General features: G+C 60.6%; 18 protein-coding genes. 9 read left to right on the plus strand and 9 right to left on the minus strand.

Translation table 11 applies throughout. The annotated features are described in order from the left end of the window. Window positions 1-34 precede the first annotated feature (34 nt). Window positions 35-274, minus strand: coding sequence for a helix-turn-helix domain-containing protein (locus GC127_RS03890; RefSeq protein ID WP_009574213.1), 240 nt, complete (start codon window positions 272-274; stop codon window positions 35-37). A 254-nt stretch (window positions 275-528) separates the two neighbouring features. Between GC127_RS03890 and GC127_RS03895 the strand changes: the two genes are divergently transcribed. Then, window positions 529-1356 (plus strand): universal stress protein, encoded by an 828-nt coding sequence (locus tag GC127_RS03895; protein WP_009574212.1) that lies wholly within the window; start codon window positions 529-531, stop codon window positions 1354-1356. Window positions 1357-1567: 211 nt separating this feature from the next. On the opposite strand, the gene GC127_RS03900 is transcribed toward GC127_RS03895, so the two are convergent. Further along, window positions 1568-2566, minus strand: coding sequence for a hypothetical protein (locus GC127_RS03900; RefSeq protein ID WP_254699988.1), 999 nt, complete (start codon window positions 2564-2566; stop codon window positions 1568-1570). A gap of 148 nt (window positions 2567-2714) precedes the next feature. Here GC127_RS03900 and GC127_RS03905 point away from each other — a divergent pair, with 148 nt between their 5' ends. From GC127_RS03905 to GC127_RS03915, 3 genes are all read left to right on the plus strand, one after another. Further along, window positions 2715-4349 (plus strand): Mu transposase C-terminal domain-containing protein, encoded by a 1635-nt coding sequence (locus GC127_RS03905; protein WP_036562657.1) that lies wholly within the window; start codon window positions 2715-2717, stop codon window positions 4347-4349. A gap of 28 nt (window positions 4350-4377) precedes the next feature. Next, complete coding sequence (locus GC127_RS03910) at window positions 4378-5232, plus strand: TniB family NTP-binding protein (protein ID WP_254699992.1); 855 nt, start codon at window positions 4378-4380, stop codon at window positions 5230-5232. Window positions 5233-5303: 71 nt separating this feature from the next. Further along, complete coding sequence (locus tag GC127_RS03915; RefSeq protein WP_197055929.1) at window positions 5304-6239, plus strand: TniQ family protein; 936 nt, start codon at window positions 5304-5306, stop codon at window positions 6237-6239. 16 nt (window positions 6240-6255) lie between these two features. On the opposite strand, the gene GC127_RS03920 is transcribed toward GC127_RS03915, so the two are convergent. The 5 genes from GC127_RS03920 to GC127_RS03940 form a co-directional block, all read right to left on the minus strand. Then, on the minus strand, window positions 6256-6852 hold the full coding sequence (locus GC127_RS03920; protein WP_036562694.1) for an SMC-Scp complex subunit ScpB: 597 nt from the start codon (window positions 6850-6852) through the stop codon (window positions 6256-6258). Window positions 6853-6854: 2 nt separating this feature from the next. Then, window positions 6855-7739, minus strand: coding sequence for a DUF1403 family protein (locus GC127_RS03925; RefSeq protein ID WP_036562691.1), 885 nt, complete (start codon window positions 7737-7739; stop codon window positions 6855-6857). Between the two features lie 205 nt (window positions 7740-7944). After that, window positions 7945-8964 carry a TniQ family protein gene (locus GC127_RS03930; protein ID WP_151976561.1) on the minus strand — a complete coding sequence of 340 codons (1020 nt, stop codon included), beginning with the start codon at window positions 8962-8964 and terminating at the stop codon, window positions 7945-7947. Further along, the gene (locus GC127_RS03935; RefSeq protein ID WP_151976563.1) at window positions 8961-9839 is read right to left on the minus strand and encodes a TniB family NTP-binding protein; all 879 of its coding nucleotides are present in this window, start codon (window positions 9837-9839) and stop codon (window positions 8961-8963) included. Before GC127_RS03935 ends, GC127_RS03930 begins: the two co-directional genes overlap by 4 nt. After that, entirely contained in the window at window positions 9832-11478 is a 1647-nt protein-coding gene (locus GC127_RS03940; protein WP_151976565.1) for a Mu transposase C-terminal domain-containing protein, read from the minus strand. The genes GC127_RS03935 and GC127_RS03940 overlap by 8 nt, the downstream gene beginning before the upstream one ends. Window positions 11479-11596: 118 nt before the next feature. Here GC127_RS03940 and GC127_RS03945 point away from each other — a divergent pair, with 118 nt between their 5' ends. Continuing rightward, window positions 11597-12712: a tyrosine-type recombinase/integrase gene (locus GC127_RS03945; RefSeq protein WP_151976567.1), complete on the plus strand. Its 1116-nt coding sequence runs from the start codon at window positions 11597-11599 to the stop codon at window positions 12710-12712. A gap of 29 nt (window positions 12713-12741) precedes the next feature. Here GC127_RS03945 and GC127_RS03950 read toward each other — a convergent pair whose 3' ends face one another. After that, window positions 12742-13143 (minus strand): type II toxin-antitoxin system VapC family toxin, encoded by a 402-nt coding sequence (locus tag GC127_RS03950; RefSeq protein ID WP_151976569.1) that lies wholly within the window; start codon window positions 13141-13143, stop codon window positions 12742-12744. Then, complete coding sequence (locus GC127_RS03955; RefSeq protein ID WP_093036999.1) at window positions 13143-13385, minus strand: type II toxin-antitoxin system Phd/YefM family antitoxin; 243 nt, start codon at window positions 13383-13385, stop codon at window positions 13143-13145. Before GC127_RS03955 ends, GC127_RS03950 begins: the two co-directional genes overlap by 1 nt. A 182-nt stretch (window positions 13386-13567) precedes the next feature. On the opposite strand from GC127_RS03955, the gene GC127_RS03960 reads away from it, so the two are divergent. The 4 genes from GC127_RS03960 (at window position 13568) to GC127_RS03975 (ending at window position 18194) form a co-directional block, all read left to right on the plus strand. Further along, window positions 13568-14449, plus strand: coding sequence for a recombinase family protein (locus GC127_RS03960; RefSeq protein ID WP_151976571.1), 882 nt, complete (start codon window positions 13568-13570; stop codon window positions 14447-14449). Window positions 14450-14731: 282 nt separating this feature from the next. Continuing rightward, entirely contained in the window at window positions 14732-15919 is a 1188-nt protein-coding gene (gene repA / locus GC127_RS03965) for a plasmid partitioning protein RepA (RefSeq protein WP_099828095.1), read from the plus strand. Then, entirely contained in the window at window positions 15919-16989 is a 1071-nt protein-coding gene (gene repB, locus GC127_RS03970; protein ID WP_151976573.1) for a plasmid partitioning protein RepB, read from the plus strand. Before repA ends, repB begins: the two co-directional genes overlap by 1 nt. A gap of 155 nt (window positions 16990-17144) precedes the next feature. Next, window positions 17145-18194 carry a helix-turn-helix domain-containing protein gene (locus tag GC127_RS03975; RefSeq protein WP_151976575.1) on the plus strand — a complete coding sequence of 350 codons (1050 nt, stop codon included), beginning with the start codon at window positions 17145-17147 and terminating at the stop codon, window positions 18192-18194. Window positions 18195-18266: the final 72 nt, after the last annotated feature.

The following is an 18266-nucleotide window of genomic DNA, read 5'->3' on the forward strand; positions in this document are numbered from 1 at the left end:
CGCCACCGCGAAGCGCGCGTCTGTCCGCTCATAATCAGCCGCCGTGGTCTGGCGTGCTGTCCGCGGCGGCGGCGCCGTCTTCGAACGCCTCATCGCGCGCGCGGGTCTCGCGGCGCGTCAGGAAATCTTCGAGATCCCGGTCGGCGATTCGCCAACCTTTTCCGATGTCGATCGCGCGCAAGGCCCCGTCCTTGATCCAACCGCGCACCGTCGCCTCGCTGACCTCCAGGCGGTCGCCGATTTCTTTCACGGTCTGATACAGCTCACGTGGCATCGGATATGCCTGTTTGGTCTCGATAGATGCAGAATACCCACTTTTGGGCCGTTGAGTTTGATCTAGGTCAAATATCGCACGGTTTGGTCGTGTTTTAATGACGCCGTCATCGAGGGGCCCAGGACGAAGCCGGGGCGACGGCGCCACGTGGTCCCAGGACCGCAGATGCCCCTCTGCCCACGCCGTGCCGACACGGACAGGCAGCACTTCGGTGCGAGACACCACACTTCGCCGGACCGAAAGGAGCACAATTCATGCAGATCAAGTCCATCCTGATTGCCTCGGATCTTTCGGCGCGATCGGATCGCGCCCTACAACGCGGCTTCCTCCTTGCCGGCGAGTTGGGCGCGCGCGTGCGCGTCGTGTCGATCGTCGATGACAGCGTTCCGGAAAGCCTGACGACGGATCTTGCCGAGAAATATCGCATCCATCTGGAGGCGTCCGCACAGAGCCTGGCCGGGGAGGTCTCCTACGAGGTCCTGGTCGAGACCGGCGATCCGATCACGCGCTTGGTTGATTTGGTGAATTCCGCCGAGTTCGACCTCGTCGTCGCCGGCCGGCACCGTGACAGGGGCTTTCTCGATGGGCTCAGGCCGACGACTGTGGAGAGCTTGGTCGCCCGGTCTCTCACTCCAGTGCTGCTCGTCACCGACCCGGTCCATGGCAGCTATAATCGTGTGCTGGCGCCGGTCGCGTTCTCATCCGCGTGCCGACACGCGGTCAAGACTGCCCTCCACATTGCCCCCCAGGCGGCGTTCCGGCTCTTCCATCTATGGATGGCATCGTTCGAGGGCCTGACCGGCGGGCCATCGTCGGACTTCGCACGTGAAGTGCGGCGAGAAACCGCGGCTCAGGCAGCGGCTTGGACTGAAGGGTTTGCCACGTCCCTGCCCAAGGTCGATCTGGTGCATGGTGGGGTAGGATCTGGATGCCACCAAGAAATCCGAAGCTTTGCACCGGACCTGATCGCGGTCGGGGCCAATACCCGAAGCCTGTCCTTCACCGGTCTCGGCTCGTTCACGGCCGAACTCCTACGCACCCCGCCCACAGATCTTCTGATCGCGCGCGGGGCTGACACCTGAGGCGACGCCAGGTTCGCCGGGAGATGCCCCGCCGTCGCATCGGTGATGAACTGGCTTTGGTCTTGACGCTTTTTTGGCCGGTTCAGTGGAAGCGGAAATTGGCACTCCACACAGCCTCCGGCGCTCTGGGCTCTCTGCCGTCGCTCACCGCATTCAGAACTAATGGCGGCTTTCCCGCAGAACCGCGCTGGCGAATGGTTCGTCAAGGCCTCTAGATGGCGATCCGCCACATCCTGAAGCGTCCTTGTTGCGTCACTTCCCGGATCAGGCCTCTCTTTTCCATCCAGGCGAGGTTCCTTTGAAGCGCCGCGCGGCTTGCGCCTGTTAAGGCCCCTGCCATCGGGGCTGACACCAAAGGCCACTCTGTCAACGCCGAACGAAGAGCCGCCGGAGTTCGCCCCGAAAGCTGAGACATGGCGCCTTCCGCCCGAGCACTCCATTTCTCGGTATCGTCTAGATGACACATCGCCGTTAGAATTGCGCTGTTCATCCCATCTAACCAGCGTGCCAAGCGTTCGGTTGGCAAACCCGAGGCACGCAGCCCCCCTGCCCCGCCCATGGCGAGCGGTGCGAAGACGGCGCCGCTTCCATCGCTGGCCGCGATCCTGGACGCGGTGACGGCGGCTTCGATCTGGTCGCCGTACTGTCCGAGGCCTGCCAGACTCCAGAGGTGAAAACCCATGCAAGCCCTGGTGATCGGGTGGAGATCGGTTGCGGCTGTCATAACGTCCAGCCATCCACCCGCGCGATCCTCGAAACGCTCAGCGCTGCCTTCAATGTTCTCGGGATCGCGGCGATCCAGGAAGGCGGCCAAGTCAGCCTTCGGTCCGGGACCGCCTGTCAGGCGCCGAACAGCCCATCCAACTCTTGCCAGCGCATTTGGGTCATCCTGTGCACCTGACAGCCGCATCGATATCCAAAGCGCCAGACGATCAGAACTCACCCGATCCCCTGCGAACCAGCTAAGGTCCGCTGCCTCGATAAGAGCGAGGCGATGCCGCCAGCCTTCCGGGCCACGCAGCAGCCTGTCATCCAGAGCACCCAGGCGTCCAGCCACTCTTGCCAGTCGCGCAGCGTGAACGCCTTCTGCCTTCGCCCAGTCTTCGATGACGGCAGTGTCCGGCGGTTCTGCACGCGGCCCGGGAGGCAAATCATCTGGTTCTTCTTCGAATGGTCCCGGCAGAAACCAGTGTCGCATTTTCTTCACCATTTCAGCACATGATTATTACGTGATTTCTGGAAGATACGGCGATATCGCACATCATTTTTCAGCTTAAGGTTTCAATTTTGGTTCCGTATTTCAGCAAGTGGCCGCCCTGTTGGCGCACTGCCCAGCCGGTTTCGAAAGTTTCATATCGATGACGTCCGGCGGAGCGCATGCCTCGGATGAAGCTTGGGCCAAGGCGACGCGGATCGCGCGCGAGTTGGACCGGATTCTTGACGGGGCGGCGCCCGTGCGTGAGGCCGTGATGCGCGCGGCATCCGAGCTGCGGCTTTCGACACGCCAAGTCTACAACTATCTGGCGCGGTATCGGGAAGAGCGCAGGGTATCGTCCCTGCTGCCGCGAACGAGTGAGACAAGGAAACCACGGGTCAGCCCCGCTGTCGAGAGTATCATCGCGATGACCCTGCGGGAGATGTGGCTTTGCCCTGAGCAGCCAGACCTTGCACCGATCGTTGAAGAGATCCGCGCCCGCTGCGCAGAGGAAGGGCACACTCCACCCGCCTATGTCACTGTCGCCCGGCGGATCCCCATTCTGTTCGCACCGGAAGAAATTGCCCGCCGCCGCCTGTCAGATAGTAAACACCTGAACCGGCTGAAGCCGCGACCCGGCTACATCCGGGCTAACCACGCGCTCGACGTTGTCCAGATCGATCACACGCCGGCAGACATCCAGTTTGTCGAGGTGATTGATGACCACGGCGTCTTCGTTGGTCGCCCCTATCTGACCATCGCAGCAGATGTGGCCACGAGCGCGATCATCGGCTTCTGCCTGACCCTCGAGCGGCCGTCACGACTGTCTGTCGCGCTTTGTCTGGCGCACGCGATGTGCTGCAAGACTGCCTGGCTGGCAGAACGCGGCATCGATCATGCCTGGCCAATGCATGGTCGCCCGAAGCAGATCGTCGTCGATTCCGCCAAGGAGTTCCAAAGCAGCACCTTCAGCAGAGGATGCGCGGACTATGGCATCGCCATACGCATGCGGAACAAGGGCACCGTGCATCGGGGCGGAGTCGTCGAACGCCTGCTGGGGAAAGTGAACACGGCGCTGCGGGCTTTGCCGGGCAAGACGGGGCGTTCCATCGCGGATCGGGGCGACTATGCCTCGGAAGCGCGGGCACGGCTCAGCTTCGCGGATCTTGAACGCTGCATCGCGCTCGCGATCATCGACCACAACCTGAGTCAGAATGCGCGCAAGCTGACCGTTCCGGCGAAAGAGTGGGAAGATCGGTTCCAACCGAAGGATCGGCCGATCGATGCACCTGTCGATGTGCTGCTGAATTTCCTGCCGCGCAAGACGCGGAAGATTTCACCTCAGGGCATCAGTCTCTTCGCCATCGACTATTTCGAGCCCTGGCTGGGCCCGCTGGTCGCGCGTCGTGACCGGCTGAACCCGCTCGATCTGTGCTATGATCCTCGCGACATCAGCCATGTCTACGTCAAGGATCCGGATACCCAGGCTTGGCGGCCGGTCAGGCGACGGGACGGACTGGCCGAGCCGATCACGCTCTGGCAGCACCAGACGGATCGACAGCGGCGGCGCGAAATCCAGCGGCGCCCTGTGCAGGAGGCATCAGCCATCCGACGCGAAATCGCCGCAACCGTTGCCGCCGCCAAAACCCCCAAAAGCCGGTTGAAGGAGATGACCCGCGCCCGGCATGCCACCGAGGCAAAGAAGCCTTATGCCGACTTCGCTGCGCCTTCCGCCTCGGCCCAGGCAAAGCTCGACCCGGATCGTCCGCGGCGGGTCTTCCCTGTCGAGGATTGGTAAGGTGCCGGACCACCTCATGCCCGCCATAGTGCCACTCTTGCAGGCCGATGACGCAGTGCGGATCGCCCATGTGCGCGCGCCGCGCTGGATCAGCCATCCGGCGGCCGGCGCGGCGCATGACGCGATGCGACTGCTGCTTGAGCGACCGCCATCGCTGCGCCCACGCGGTTTGCTGCTTGCCGGTCCCTACCATAACGGCAAGACCATGATCGCCGAACGCTTCGCCGTCGAACATCTGCGTGCCGCCGACCAGCAAAAGGTGTGGGTGATCCAGACCCGGGAAGGTGCGGGCCTGTCGCATTTCTACGCCAGCATCCTGTCCGGATTGCGCGCGCCACAAGCCGCGGGCTGGCGCAGCCTGTCCCGCGCCGGCGATCAGGTCGATCATCTTCTCGAGCGCCTGAAGCCGCGCCTTTTGATCTTCGACGAGTTCCACAGCGCGTTGCGTGGGCGGCGCCAGGATGTGAAGGCCATCTTTTCGTTCTTGCGGCGGATCGCACGGGTGCATGACATCTCACCCGTCCTTGTCGGCGAGATCGCGATCTACGATGCGGTGCATGACACCGACGAAATGGGCTCACGTTTCGATACGATCCCCATTCCACGATGGGCGTATGACGAGGAGTTCGCGACGCTTCTCGACAGCCTGGAAGCCAGTCTGCCGCTCGCCGACACCTCCGATCTGTCGCGCGAACCCTTGGCGAAGATCATCCACGATCTGTCAGAGGGGCTGATCGGCGAGGTTGTCGAGATCGTCACCCGGGCCGCAGTTGCGGCCATCTCGCGCGGTGAGGACCGGATCACGGGCGCAACCCTGTCGGACCTTGGCTATGTGCCTCTCTCGAGGCGCCGCAATTCGGCTTTGCGTCACGAGATGACATGAGGTTTGGGCCGACCGGGATCTCCGTCACACGTGCAGAGCGGTATGAAAGTGCGGCGGGAAACCGTTGGCCCATGAGCATTATGCCCGCACCAGGTGAACTTCTGTCGAGTTGGCTGCACCGCCTCGCTTACGCAAACGGCATACCTCCGCACTATTTTGGTGCGCTTCTCGAAGCGCCGGGTGAGAACTGGTCGGCGCGGCTTGATCGGGCATTGCCCGGTCGCATCCTGCAGCTTTTGGAAGAGCATACCCACATACCTCTGGAAGACATAACGGCTCTGACTAATGCTCCCGACCCTTTGGCCGTGCTGCGTTTGCCCCTGCGGGCATCGCCTCAGCAGAGTTGCGCACCAAAGACGCAGGCGACCTGGCTGCAATTCTGCCCGGCCTGTCTGGCGGAAGACGAAACGCCCTATTTTCGCCGAGACTGGCGCCTCGCGACACGCGTTTCTTGCTTTCGCCACGGCTGCCGACTTCGGGACAGGTGCCCATCCTGCGGACAAGGATTGGCTCCGTTCAGCCAGAAGCGTCTTGTGCCGCATCAGATCTGCGCCTGGTGCGGCGCGGCCCTATGCAAACGCACCCGTCCTGCCACCAATGGGGTTCGGCGTCTTGAGCGTCTGATCGACGATCTGCTTCGTCTGCAGGCATCAGGGCATCGAATGGCAGAGGGGCGATCACTCCCGGACTTTCTTGGATCAGCCTGCTTTCAATTTAGTCGACGGCCAATGTCCATCGCGCGCCTCTCTCATCGGGATCGCTATCAGCTGTTTCGGCAATTGACGGACGGGCAATCGACGCCGTTCGGAACGCGAAGAAGTTCCGCGATCATTTATTGGAAACGCGTCGCTCAGGTTGCGCCAGCTTGGGGCGGACTGGTCACATCTTTCAGCGATGCCGTCCTGCCTCGGCCCAAAGCTGGGCCTTGCTCTAACACCGCTGGCCCGAATTTGGCGGATCTCGTTCAGGCGGCCGCGCGGCTCGATCAGCAGCGGCAAGCGCTGTAAAAATTCCCGGTGAGTTTCAGGCGCTCGCGGCCAGCCCGGCATCATTCAGCTGTTCAGGATCTGGCAGGTCCCGCAAGCTCTCCAACCCGAAGGCCGCGAGGAACGCGTCTGTGGTCACGAAGGTATAGGGGGCACCACGACGCGGCGCGCGCGGCCCAGTTCCAATCAGACCGTGTGCATGGAGCCGCCCGATCAGGTCCCGACCGATCTCCTTGCCGAAGATGTCCTTCAGCCCATCGCGCGTGATTGGCTGATGGTAGGCGATGGCCGCCAAAATCGCGACGTCGAACTCGTTCAGGTCCAGCAACTGGTCCCCGACATCCGCTGCGGAGCGGATCGCAGGCGCGTAAACAGACCGCGTCCGGAACATCCACCCCCCTGCGACCATGGCAATCTCGAACGCCCGCCCTTCTAGATCGGCGGCAAGATCCTCGATCAGCAGATCAACCGAGGTCGCCTGCCCCACTATGCGCGCCAGATCCTCGCGCGGTACAGGCGAGGCAGAGGCAAACAGTACCGCCTCGATCCGCCGCATCCATTCGCGCCAGCGCAGCTCCGGCGGCAAGTCGGACAACTCGCGGTCAAATTCAGGCTCGGAGCGATCCTTGGCCATCGTTACACCCCGTAGAGCCGGAAGGTGTCGCGGCCAGTCAGTTCGCGCACAGCGCCGAGATCGACCAGCCGGTCGCAGAGCCGCCGCGCCGCGCGGTCCGGCAAAGGCAAGACTGAGGGAGCGACCGCGTCCTGTTTCAGGAATATCTCGACGGCGTCGGCCGCCCCCTTGGCCCGAAGCTTTGGTGCGACCGCCTTCAGATGCGCCGCCCGACGCGTGAGGTTGGTGGAGAGACGCACGGCCTCGGCCGCCGATGACACGAGCGCCCGATGACAAGCGAGCTTCAATTCGTCGCCTTGCTTGCGCAGGTCGGCACGTTTCAGGCCAGCCGCCAGCAGCGGCACGACATGATCCCAACCAAGCGCCTGGGCGAGTGCAGCATCCGCGAGGATCAGCGCAGCTTCGTCAGCACGTGGCGCCTCGCGCAGAACAGCTTCCAGCACCAGTGCTGCTCGTTTGACCGGCGCCCCCACCCCCGCATCGAGCCACGTCGCGATCTGGCCCGGCTCGAAGGCCGACAAGGCTCGGCCCAGAGCCTTGACCGCCACCGGCCGCTCCACCGCGCGCCGCCAGATCAGATAGGTTTCACCTGCCGGTCCGGGTAGATCGCCGGGACGCAGAAGGTGCGCTGCATCGCGCAGTTCCCCTGCCCGCTCCCGTCGGCCAGAAAACGCAACACAAGCCTCAGCTGCGCACAGCGCGAGCCGCTCCCGCAACAAGGCTTGGGGCACCTCCGCGCATCCCAGCACAACATGCAAGTGGTTCAACGCAGCGCCCGACAAAAACGCCACATCTTCAAGGGTTTCAACCCGTGCCGAGGTGACCCAGGCGGGCATCCGGGGTAGAGTGTCTGTGTCGATGGAGTGTTCCGGTCGGGCAAATGTCATGACTGAAGCCTAAACCATCGCGGCGCTTTTCTCCAGAAAATAGCACAGAAAACGCCTCACTCTATCTTTTGCCATAATGTCCGATAAGTTTGCATTATCGGACATAAAATGATATACTCAAAAACATGGACAGTCTCACAAATAGCAGTGTCGGATAGCCGGAATTCATGAGATTCAAGCACTTCTCTGAAAAACGAGTCGGGGTTCATGAGATTCTGTACCGGTATTTATGAGACTGGATGGTGCGGTATTTGTGAGACTGGTGCTGTCGCGCGGCTTTTTCGGCAGTCTGACGTGCTCTCTCGTCGCGCTCAGCGCGCCAGAACCGGGCCGAGATGCGTCGCCTCAACGAGAGAGGCCATGTCTCAAGCGCCGCCCGGACTCGCCCCTGCCCTTCCGCGTCACTCACGAGCAAGACTGAGATAGCACATTTAACCGGATCCTCAATGATCCGGCCGATGCCGGTCGTCAGCGCGAAACACTGCAACAGCGAGCCCTGCGCCAGGCTATGCAGACCGGGACGCACCGGCTTGGCCAGCACCGGCGCCACCTGATCATATTCGGGAACTACGACCGTGAGCGCCTGTCGGAGGATCGGCGTGGTCAAAAAATCATGATAGTCCCGGCGGTCTTTGAGAGACATTCGTGGCTGCTCGCAAACGTTCGGGGGCGAGGCCCGGCGATGCCGCGCCGTCAGAACCTGAAGCACTTCGGGCGCTTTCAGGTCTCCCTGCCCCGCGCCGCGCGCCCAAGCATCGAGATGCGCGGCACCGGCCTCGGCATACCCTTCCAGTTTCTTGAAGCGATCCGTTCCGAACCGGTCGGACAGGGTCTCACCGGTGGCGTCCCGAAACTCCACAGCATGCACCGGGCAGCGAAATCGCCACGGCAGCGCGACGGCTTTGCGATGCAGATCTTCGGGACAGAGCGGGCACGGAGACCGGTTTTTTCGGGCGATCATCATGCGCGCCGCAGACACCAACTCCCGGAAAGTCATGGCCTGCACCGCTTCGGGCGAAAGGCCCGTCCGAGTCTCGATCAGAGCCCCCTGCCCTTCTGAAAGACGCCATTCCAGGTCGAACACGTCGCGGCCCTTTAGGCCAAGTGCTGCGACGAATTCCGAAACCGTCATGGCGTAGAACGGGGCCATGCGCGCGGCCCAGGAAGACAGCCGTTCGTCGGTGTCGGGGGCGTAGACAACCGGCAGGCGCCCGCGCCCCGTCACACCGGCTCTCCCAGTACCGCCTGCAACCGGTCGCCGCCCAGAATATCGCGCGAGAGGATGCGTTCCTCGCCGCTTTCGATGGCGGCGATCGCCAGCTGCGAGAGGATCGAAAAGATGCCCGAGGTGATACCGCCGGTCACCTTGATGATCCGCGCGAGCGCGTGTCCGTCGATCTGGCTTTGGCGCCGAAGCGGCAGCGTGCGGGTGAGCGTGCTCATCAGCCCGTTCAGATCCTCGCCCTCCCGCCAAGGCGGCAGGGCAAAGGCCTCGAAGCGACGCACCAGCTGATCATCGGTGCGCAGCGCGTTGCGGGCATGTGCGGTGCCGACGCAAACCAGCGGGATGCGCAGCTCGTTGCCCAGAAAGCGCAGCATGTTCAGGAATCGCGCCTGTTCGCGGATCGTCCCCGCCTGCAGGCTGTGGATCTCGTCGATGACCAGCATCCCCGGGCGCAGTTCGGCGAGCAGGCGCAAGGCCAGGCTTTCCAGCACAGACAGTGTCGCCCGCGGCGGCTCGGGGGCTCCGATCGCCGCCAGGATCCGGCGATAGAAGCGCGACTCGTCGGGTCCGGATACCATCTGGACCGCGACGACCGGCATATGCAGCCGTCCACTGGCCTCGTCGAAGCTCGACGCGTGATCGCGGGTGAACTTCTCGATGATCATAGTCTTGCCCATGCCGCTGTCGCCGACAATGAGCAGGTTCGGCATGCGGGCGCGCTCGGGAAACGACATCAGCGTTTCCAGCTTCTCCAAGGCAGCCTCGGCCCTGGGATAGGAGACCCAGCGGTCGGCGCGGATCCGGTGAATGCGCTCCTCGGCGCTCAGTGCGGCGATCTTGCCGGCTCCCGGATAGAGATGCGGGAACTCAGTCATCCTCGTACCACTCCTCAACCTTGAAGCCGGGGTGGCTGAGGAACGGGCTCCCCTCCCCTTCCGGCGCAGGCAGGGCTTCTCGCGCGGCGATATCCGGTGTCACATCGATCATCGCCAGAGGGGCGAGATGCGACCGCCGAGCCTGATGGCGCCGCATCGTCTTAGTCTGCCGCTCGGCGCTGTCGACGAGGTTGCGCTGCGCCTCTATCGTCCTGAAAATCAGTTCCTCATCCACCGACCGGCGTCCAGTCTCGCGCAAGACGCGCCGGGCGGCGCGGTGCTCCCAGAGCGTGATCGCAGGCCGTGTCAGATCCGCCGGTCTCGCTTCGATGATCCCGTTCTCTGTCAGCACGAAGATGCGCGAAAGATCACGCGGATCGTATTTAACCGTGAATTTGCGGCTTTCCCGGCCCATCAGCCAGCGCAACTCGTCCGCCCAATAGCGGATGTGGAAGAGATGCAGGCCGTCGCGCTGCAAAACGCGCTGCTCGGAGGGCAGGAAATCGACCAGGAACTGGCGCAGATCGGCCGGCATGCGGACCCTCGCCTCATCCACCCGCGCCGCCCAAGCCGCCGCAGGTGTGGTTTCCAGCGCAGAGTGGACCCGCACGTGGTACGAGCCGGTGATTTCGAGGGCGAGCCAGGTTTCTAGCTCTCCGAGAGTCATCACCGCCTCGGCCTCGGCATCGAGATCGCCGCGCTCGAAGATGTTCGAGAAATGCGACCCCGGCAGCAGGTGCACCGTACCCATCATGGTGCCGATCAGCCGCTCGATATGCCCACCGTAGCGCGGCGTTCCCGGAGGACGGTGCTGGAGATCGATCTGGTATTCGGAACAGGCAAGCTGAAAAGCCCGGGCATGGAACTCGGCGCCATTGTCAACATAAATCGCGTTCGGGATGCCCCGCGTTGGCCAATCCGTGCTGATTCCACGCGCGGTGAGCCAATGCGATTTGTCCATAACCGCATGGGTCAGACACAGTGCGACGGCCAGTAGCGATGGCGGCTCCAGTGACAGGTAAAACCCCAGAACCATGCGGGTATTCACGTCGATCGCGACCGTCAGCGTAGGCCGACCGAGCGGCCGTCGTGTCACTGGATCTACCACTGTCACGTCAGCCTTGGTGTGGTCGATCTGGACGATATCCAGCGGATCGTTCGCGACCAGCATCCCAGGCGTGGCCAGATAGCGCCGCTCGGCCTTGTCCTTGCCCTCTCGCCGGGCCATCAGCTTAGCCTGGTCATGTTGCTCCAGCCAGCGCCCCAGACGACGGATCGAGGGCGGTGCCAGCCCTTGAGCCCGACAATCGGCGGCGACCTCCCGCCAGAACCGCATTCTGGTAGGTTTGCGGCGGGTGGCATAAAGCCCCTTGAAGTGGCGGGACACGATCTCTTCCACCGCCGGGTCCAGCGGCTGCATGCCAGGTTTGGGGCCCCGGGTGTCCGGCAGAAGTGCACTGGTCCGCCCGTCCTCGCGGAACTGCTTCACCAGACGAAAAAGCGTGGATCGGCTGACATTTAGCTGACGTATGGCCCAGTCGACATTGCCCTGAGTCAGCTGGGCCGGCAGCTCCGCGAGCACCCGGGCGCGAAACTCCGCCTCTTCCCAATCCTTGTCAGCTGGAAAATTATCGGACATAACTTACTCAGTGCATGGATGCCGGATAGTCTCACCAATGGTGATTCAAATCGGCGTCCAGTCTCACATACCTTGAATCGGTTTCAGAAATGCGACACAGGCAAGCTATTGAAAACACATGGAACGCAGTCTCAAGAACTCCGGCAGACCGACAAAATCGAGCTCAGAGGCGGCAAACGGGCCTTCGATCAACGAGAGCAACGAGAGAGATCGCCCGGACGGAGAGGCCTTGAGCCTCCCTTCCTCTGTGGCTGGATCCGGCGTTCTCGACAGGTTGGTCGACACCGCTCGCGACTACGCCCGTGCCGCGGCCTCAGAGAACACGCTGAAAGCCTATGCCAAGGACTGGGCGCATTTCACGCGCTGGTGCCGGATGAAGGGTACGGAACCACTGCCGCCTTCCCCAGAGATGATCGGGCTCTACCTTGCGGACCTAGCGTCCGGCTCGGGCCCCTCCCCTGCCCTATCGGTCAGCACCATCGACCGGCGCCTCTCGGGCCTCGCCTGGAACTACGCTCAGCGGGGGTTCACGCTCGATCGCAAGAACCGGCACATCGCTACAGTGCTGGCCGGGATCAAGCGCAAGCACGCACGGCCCCCGGTACAAAAGGAAGCCATCTTGGCCGAGGATATTCTCGCGATGGTGGCCACCCTGCCCTTCGACCTGCGCGGGCTGCGGGATCGGGCGATCCTGCTCTTGGGCTACGCCGGAGGTCTGCGCCGTTCAGAAATCGTCAGTCTTGATGTGCACAAAGACGACACACCAGATTCCGGCGGCTGGATCGAGATCTTCGAGAAGGGCGTGCTCCTGAGGCTCAACGCCAAGACCGGCTGGCGCGAAGTCGAGGTCGGCCGCGGCTCCAAGGACCAGACCTGCCCCGTGCATGCTCTGGAACAGTGGTTGCACTTCGCCAAGATCGACTTCGGCCCTGTCTTCGTCAGCATCTCGCGTGATGGCAAACGCGCCTCGGAAACGCGGCTGAACGACAAACATGTGGCCCGCCTGATCAAACACACTGTCCTGGACGCTGGCATCCGATCCGATCTACCCGAGAAAGAGCGTCTGGCGCTGTTCTCCGGTCACTCGCTGCGCGCCGGCCTCGCCAGTTCAGCCGAAGTTGATGAGCGCTACGTCCAGAAACAGCTCGGACACGCCTCGGCCGAGATGACCCGCCGCTACCAGCGCCGTCGTGATCGGTTCCGGGTGAACCTGACCAAAGCGGCGGGGTTGTGACCCCCCTGCCCTACCACAGGGCATTCAGCCTAGAACGGATTCTCCAACGCAGCACCGGTCGGCGCAAAGTCAGTGATATTCCCGGTCACGACGACAGCGCCATGACGTAGCGCCGACGCGGCGATCATCAGATCAGCACCGGTATGGCCAATCTCGGCTGAGAGCCGCCCCCAGATGCGTGCATCCTCGGCCTCAAAAGCAAGCAGTCGGTCCGAGAATAGCAAGACCGTCCGATCGAGCCACATGCGGAGATCGCTGGCAAACATAGGGTCGCGGGTCTCCTGCTGGCGAATGCCGCGCTCAATTTCGCCTAGCGTGATAACACTCAGAAAAAGTTCCTGCTCAGCCTTGCCGCGCAACCAGGCCGCCACTTGCGGAGCTCGGTCCGGACGGCGCACGGCCGAGATGACGTTAGTGTCGAGAATGTACATTAGAAGCTTACATCACGCGGGGCGGCCGAGGCGCGCGTGATATCCCCACCGGGAAATGCCATCAGATGTTCTGCAAAGCTCTCGCGCGCCTTTACCGCACCCTCCAGGAGCCGGTGGTACTCATCCGAAGACAGGACGACCACCGCTGGCTTGCCTCGGCGCGTCACCTCTTGCGGCGTGCCGGCAAGTGCTGCGTCAACCACCGCGCTGAACTTGTTTTTTGCATCCTGAACAGTCCACATCGTTTTTCACCATGCTAGCTAGCTATCTGTCTAGATAAATGGCGGCTCAACTTGTTCATGTCAAGACGCAACCAACCCAAAAGGTAGAGTAGTTAAGGTGGGTTGGGAAAACCAATCGACCCGCACCCGCAGGCAAATGGTCGTTTAATAGTGATGTATGAAACTGCAAAAAGACTGTTTTGGTGCCCCTGATAGGTTACGCTCGGGTCTCGACCGAGGATCAAACACCCCTGCCCCAGTCGCAGGCCCTGAAATCCGCGGGTTGCGCCGAGATCCATGAAGAACAGGCCTCGGGCGGCAATCGTGCGCGACCGGTGCTTGCGCGGGTGTTGGAACGCATCGGCAAAGGCGACACGCTGGTCGTCGTGCGGATCGACCGCCTCGCGCGGTCCCTGTCACATCTGCTGGAGGTGATCGAGCGGCTGGAGGCCAAGGGTGCTTTCTTTCGTTCCATTCAAGACCCCATCGACACCGGATCCCCGCAGGGCAAGTTCACTTTGCAAGTGCTGGGGGCTGCGGCCGAGTTTGAGCGCGCCCTTATCCGGGAACGAACCAAGGCCGGCCTCGCCAGCGCGCGCACAAAGGGCCGCGTGGGCGGGAACCCTGGGCTGCGGGCCAAAGACCCAGCCGCTCTTCGCAAGGTGCGGCTGGCGCGACAGGACGGCTACATGGAGCGTCTGAACGAGACGGCACAAGATTGGGTGCCCCATGTGCGCCGGTTACGCCCCGACTTGGCTTGGGAAGACGTGGTGCGCATCGTCAACGGCCCCTTGCCCGAGGCGCGTCGCTGGACCCAAAGCCGCCTGCTGCGCGCTGTGAAGGCCTATGTCCGCGACGGCTTCCTGCCTGCCGAGGTGCTGGCCCGCGCCGGGCGCCGCGAAACCGACGACCGCCTGCCCGCAATTATTGCTGGCATCAAGGGCGCAGATCCCGACATCACGCTTCAAGCGATCTGTGAACGGCTGGAATCTATGCGCGAACGCACGCCTCGTGGCCGAACAAGATGGCAGCCTTCTTCGGTGAAGATGCTGCTGGAACGGGCTGAGAGACTGGGAATGATCTAAGAGACTCAGATTCGTTCTTTGGAAGCAAAACCGCCTATGTGAATCGGGTACATCTTGCGTTTAAGTGATGGCAGCGACACAAGCACTTGACGCGCTGGATCCGCGAAATAAGATAAGTCATTGTAAATAAATGATTTCACCGGATACCGGCCCACCATCTGAAAAAATCCTTGCCTGTCAAACGCTTTCCTGACATTTTTGCGGAAGAACGCTAACCATCAGTTTCCGGCGGTTTTGCGTTCCTTCTCAAGATAGACCCGGAAGACGGGCGGCGGGACGGGCATGAACGAGCAGCGGATCAGAATGGATCAAAAGATCCAGACGATGGCGACACGTCTAAGCAAATCGCTTGATGTGAATATGCGCAAGTCGTTTCTACCTGATGAACGAAAGGCTCTCAGACGCTTCTCATCCACGGAAGTTGCCCAGATCCTCGGCGTAAGCCAAGATTTTTTGCGGAAGATGTTTTTCGAGGACAAGCTCGATCTCGGTGAAATCGAGACAGACGCCCGCGGCCGCAGGTTCTACACTGCAGAGCAAATCGATATAGCGCGCCACGAAATAGCCCGGTCAAGCACCAAGTTCCAGCATATCGTTCCTCGTCGTCGGGATGGGGAGCATATCCAGATCATTTCGATCGCCAACTTCAAAGGGGGCGCAGGGAAGACGACAACAGCGATCCATCTGGCCCAAAAGCTTGCCCTTGATGGTTATCGGGTTCTGGCAATTGATCTCGACCCACAAGCCTCAATGACCACCATGTTCGGTTTCCGGCCGGAAATCGACTTCCCTGAGGCCGGAACGGTGTACGATGCCCTTCGGTACGAGGACCCTATCCCCTTTAGAGACGTTGTGCGCAAAACGTATTTCCACAACCTCGATCTAGCCGCGGCCGGCTTGCTGCTCTCTGAGTTCGAGACCGAAACCGCACACGCCCTTCGAAACAATATCAGGCCGCCGTTCTATCAGCGGCTTGCCCTTTGCATTAATGAAGTCGAGACAGACTACGACATTGTCGTCATCGACTGCCCACCGCAACTCGGGTTTACCACACTATCGGCTTTGGTAGCGTCGACATCCCTAGTCGTCACTGTCATTCCAAGCATGCTTGACGTCGCCTCGATGGCCCAATTCCTGCAGCTCACATCCAGCCTCATGGCAACAATTGCTGATGTGGGCGCATCGCCCGACTGGGACTTCATGAGATTTCTAATCACTCGTTTCGAGCCCAATGACGGCCCCCAAACCCAGATGGCGGCATTCCTGCGGACCATGTTCACGGATGACGTTCTTACTCAGCCTTTCCTGAAATCCTCCGCAGTCTCTGACGCTGGGCTCACGCAACAGACACTGTTCGAGATCGCCAGAACGGATTTTCATCGCCAGACGTACGATCGGGCTATCGAGTCCATCAACGGGGTTGTGGCGGAGGTCGAAGGGCTCATCAAAACGGCATGGGGGCGCAAGTAATGGCCCGCAAAGTCACATTCGACATTCCCGAGGATGAAGAAAAGCAGCAGAGCTCGTCGATTTCTCCGACTCGAACCCAGTCACGAGCCCCTGCCCTTTCGGGAATGGCCCGTTCTCTTCAGGATGCGGCACAATCTTCAATTCAAGAAATCAGTACCGACCTCATTGATGATTCCGAGTTCCAGGATCGTCTGGCCCTGGATGACGAAGATGACATCAGGGAACTGGCTGAAAGCATTGACAAGCAGGGACAGCTTATCCCGATACTTCTGAGCCCCGAAGGGGGGCGGTACAGGATCATCTATGGGCGCAGGCGATTAGCGGCCCTTCGACTTATTGGCAAGCCCGCAAAGGCTCTCATCAGAGGCTTGGATGAGGATCAAGCGATTCTTGCACAAGGCCAAGAGAACAGCTTCCGAAAAGACCTCAGCTGGATCGAGAAAGCCCTTTTTGCACGTTCTCTCATAGAGTCCGGCAAGGATGAGGGACTGGTCTGTGACGCCCTCAACATCGATCAGAAAGCCAGGAAAGCCGGTGACAAGCTCACGGGACTTGCTCGCATGAAACAAGTCACTTCCTGTATTCCGACTGAACTCATCCAAAAGATCGGGGCGGCACACGGGGTTGGACGGGATCGTTGGTATGCTGCCGCAAAGTCTTATGAGAGCCTTGGCTTCTCTGGAGGTGAAGGGTTTCCGGCCGGAAACCGAGACTTCCATGATGCTCTCATGGAATCCAGAGGTTCAGGCAAGACCTCCGACGAACGCTTTGCGATCTTCGAAGGGCTCCTGAAACAGCACAAGCCCCCTGCCCCATCGGCGATCAAGACAAAACTCGGGATGGTGAAGGTCACCAAAAGAAACGTGATCATCACCGTCAAGAACGGAGATGACGGGCTTCATAAGTGGATCTCTGAGAATCCAGAGGCCGCTCTTCTAGCGTTGGCGAACGCGAAGGCCGCTGGTCCAGGGCAGATCATTACCCCAGAGAAAATGGAACCCATAGGTAACCCAGTCTCCGGCAGGGATCAGGATCTTGATGGTCCTGACATAGACGATAACAAAAACTGAGCAGAAAGGAGGACAGGCCAGAAAAGGAAAGACCCCCCGAAAGCAGTGCTTCCGAAGGGCCTCGATTAGCTTAGACACCTGATTGATACCCCGAAGCCGAATCGTTTTCAACACCGTTCGCGGTGAACGGGTAGGCTTTTTCAGCCGAAATCATCATGAGACAGGTATTTTCTCACACACCCGCCTTGGCGGAACGATCGTCTGTACCCGGTACGAACCCGTACAGGGTAATCGAGCCGATCCGAGCGCTTCGCAAAGAACTCGGTCTGACACCAAATGATCTGGTAACACTGCAGGCCTTGATCAGCTTCATGCCGAAGAAGGCCGGACAAACAGCTCCAATGACTATCGTCTTTCCCTCAAACGCATCATTGTCTGAGAGAACGAACGGCCTGAACGAGAGAACGATTCGACGGTGTATCGGACACCTCGTGGATGCCGGGCTGATCCAGCGCAGGGATAGCGCAACCCGCAAACGGTTCCCTCTTCGCTACGGTGGATTGATCAGAGATGCCTTTGGCTTCGATCTGCAGCCAATGTATGATCGGGAAAGAGAGCTCACCGAACACGCAGAACAGCTTGTGGGCGATCAGGAAAAGCTACGGTCACTCAAGGCGGAGGCACTGGCTCTTCGTGTTGAGGCTTTGCGCCAAGCAAAGGATGTTGAGACTGTCTCATTTCTCCAGAACGTACGAAACATCCTACGCCGTGCAACTCTCAAAGCCGACGAAATCATAGAGCTTATCAAGAGGCTGGCAGAGTTGATCGGAGCGACCATCAGAGAGTTTCCGGCCGGAAACCATGACGCTCAGGAAACAATGCCCGACCAAATGTCTGGCGACGACGGACAAAATGTCCGGCACGTAGAACCCACAAGATTGAATATAAAAAAAGATAGAGCAGATGCACACTGCACCTCTGGTTTTCAGGAACGCCGAGATCCAACAATTATGGCATGGACGGACCTGAAAAACGTATCGGACTTCTTCCCGCATGAACCAAGAGATCATCAATCAGTTCTCGAAATATTGGCCGATGTCGGAAGATTGCTAAGAATAGAACAGGGCAGGATCATGAAACACCTTAGAGAACGAGGTCCAGGGCAGCTCCTTATTGCACTCGACGAATTAATTTTGAGAGCCAGCACAGGACAGGTGAAAAACAACAACGCCTACCTCGACGCTATGATGAGGCAAGGGACGTGATGGTCTTATCACGCTCACTCAACCAGTTTGTAATTGAGCGTAGTCTTCGATCCTCCGGCAAATTTTCCCGGA

The organism is Roseovarius sp. EC-HK134 (assembly GCF_902498815.1).
Taxonomy (GTDB): Bacteria; Pseudomonadota; Alphaproteobacteria; order Rhodobacterales; family Rhodobacteraceae; genus Roseovarius; species Roseovarius mucosus_A.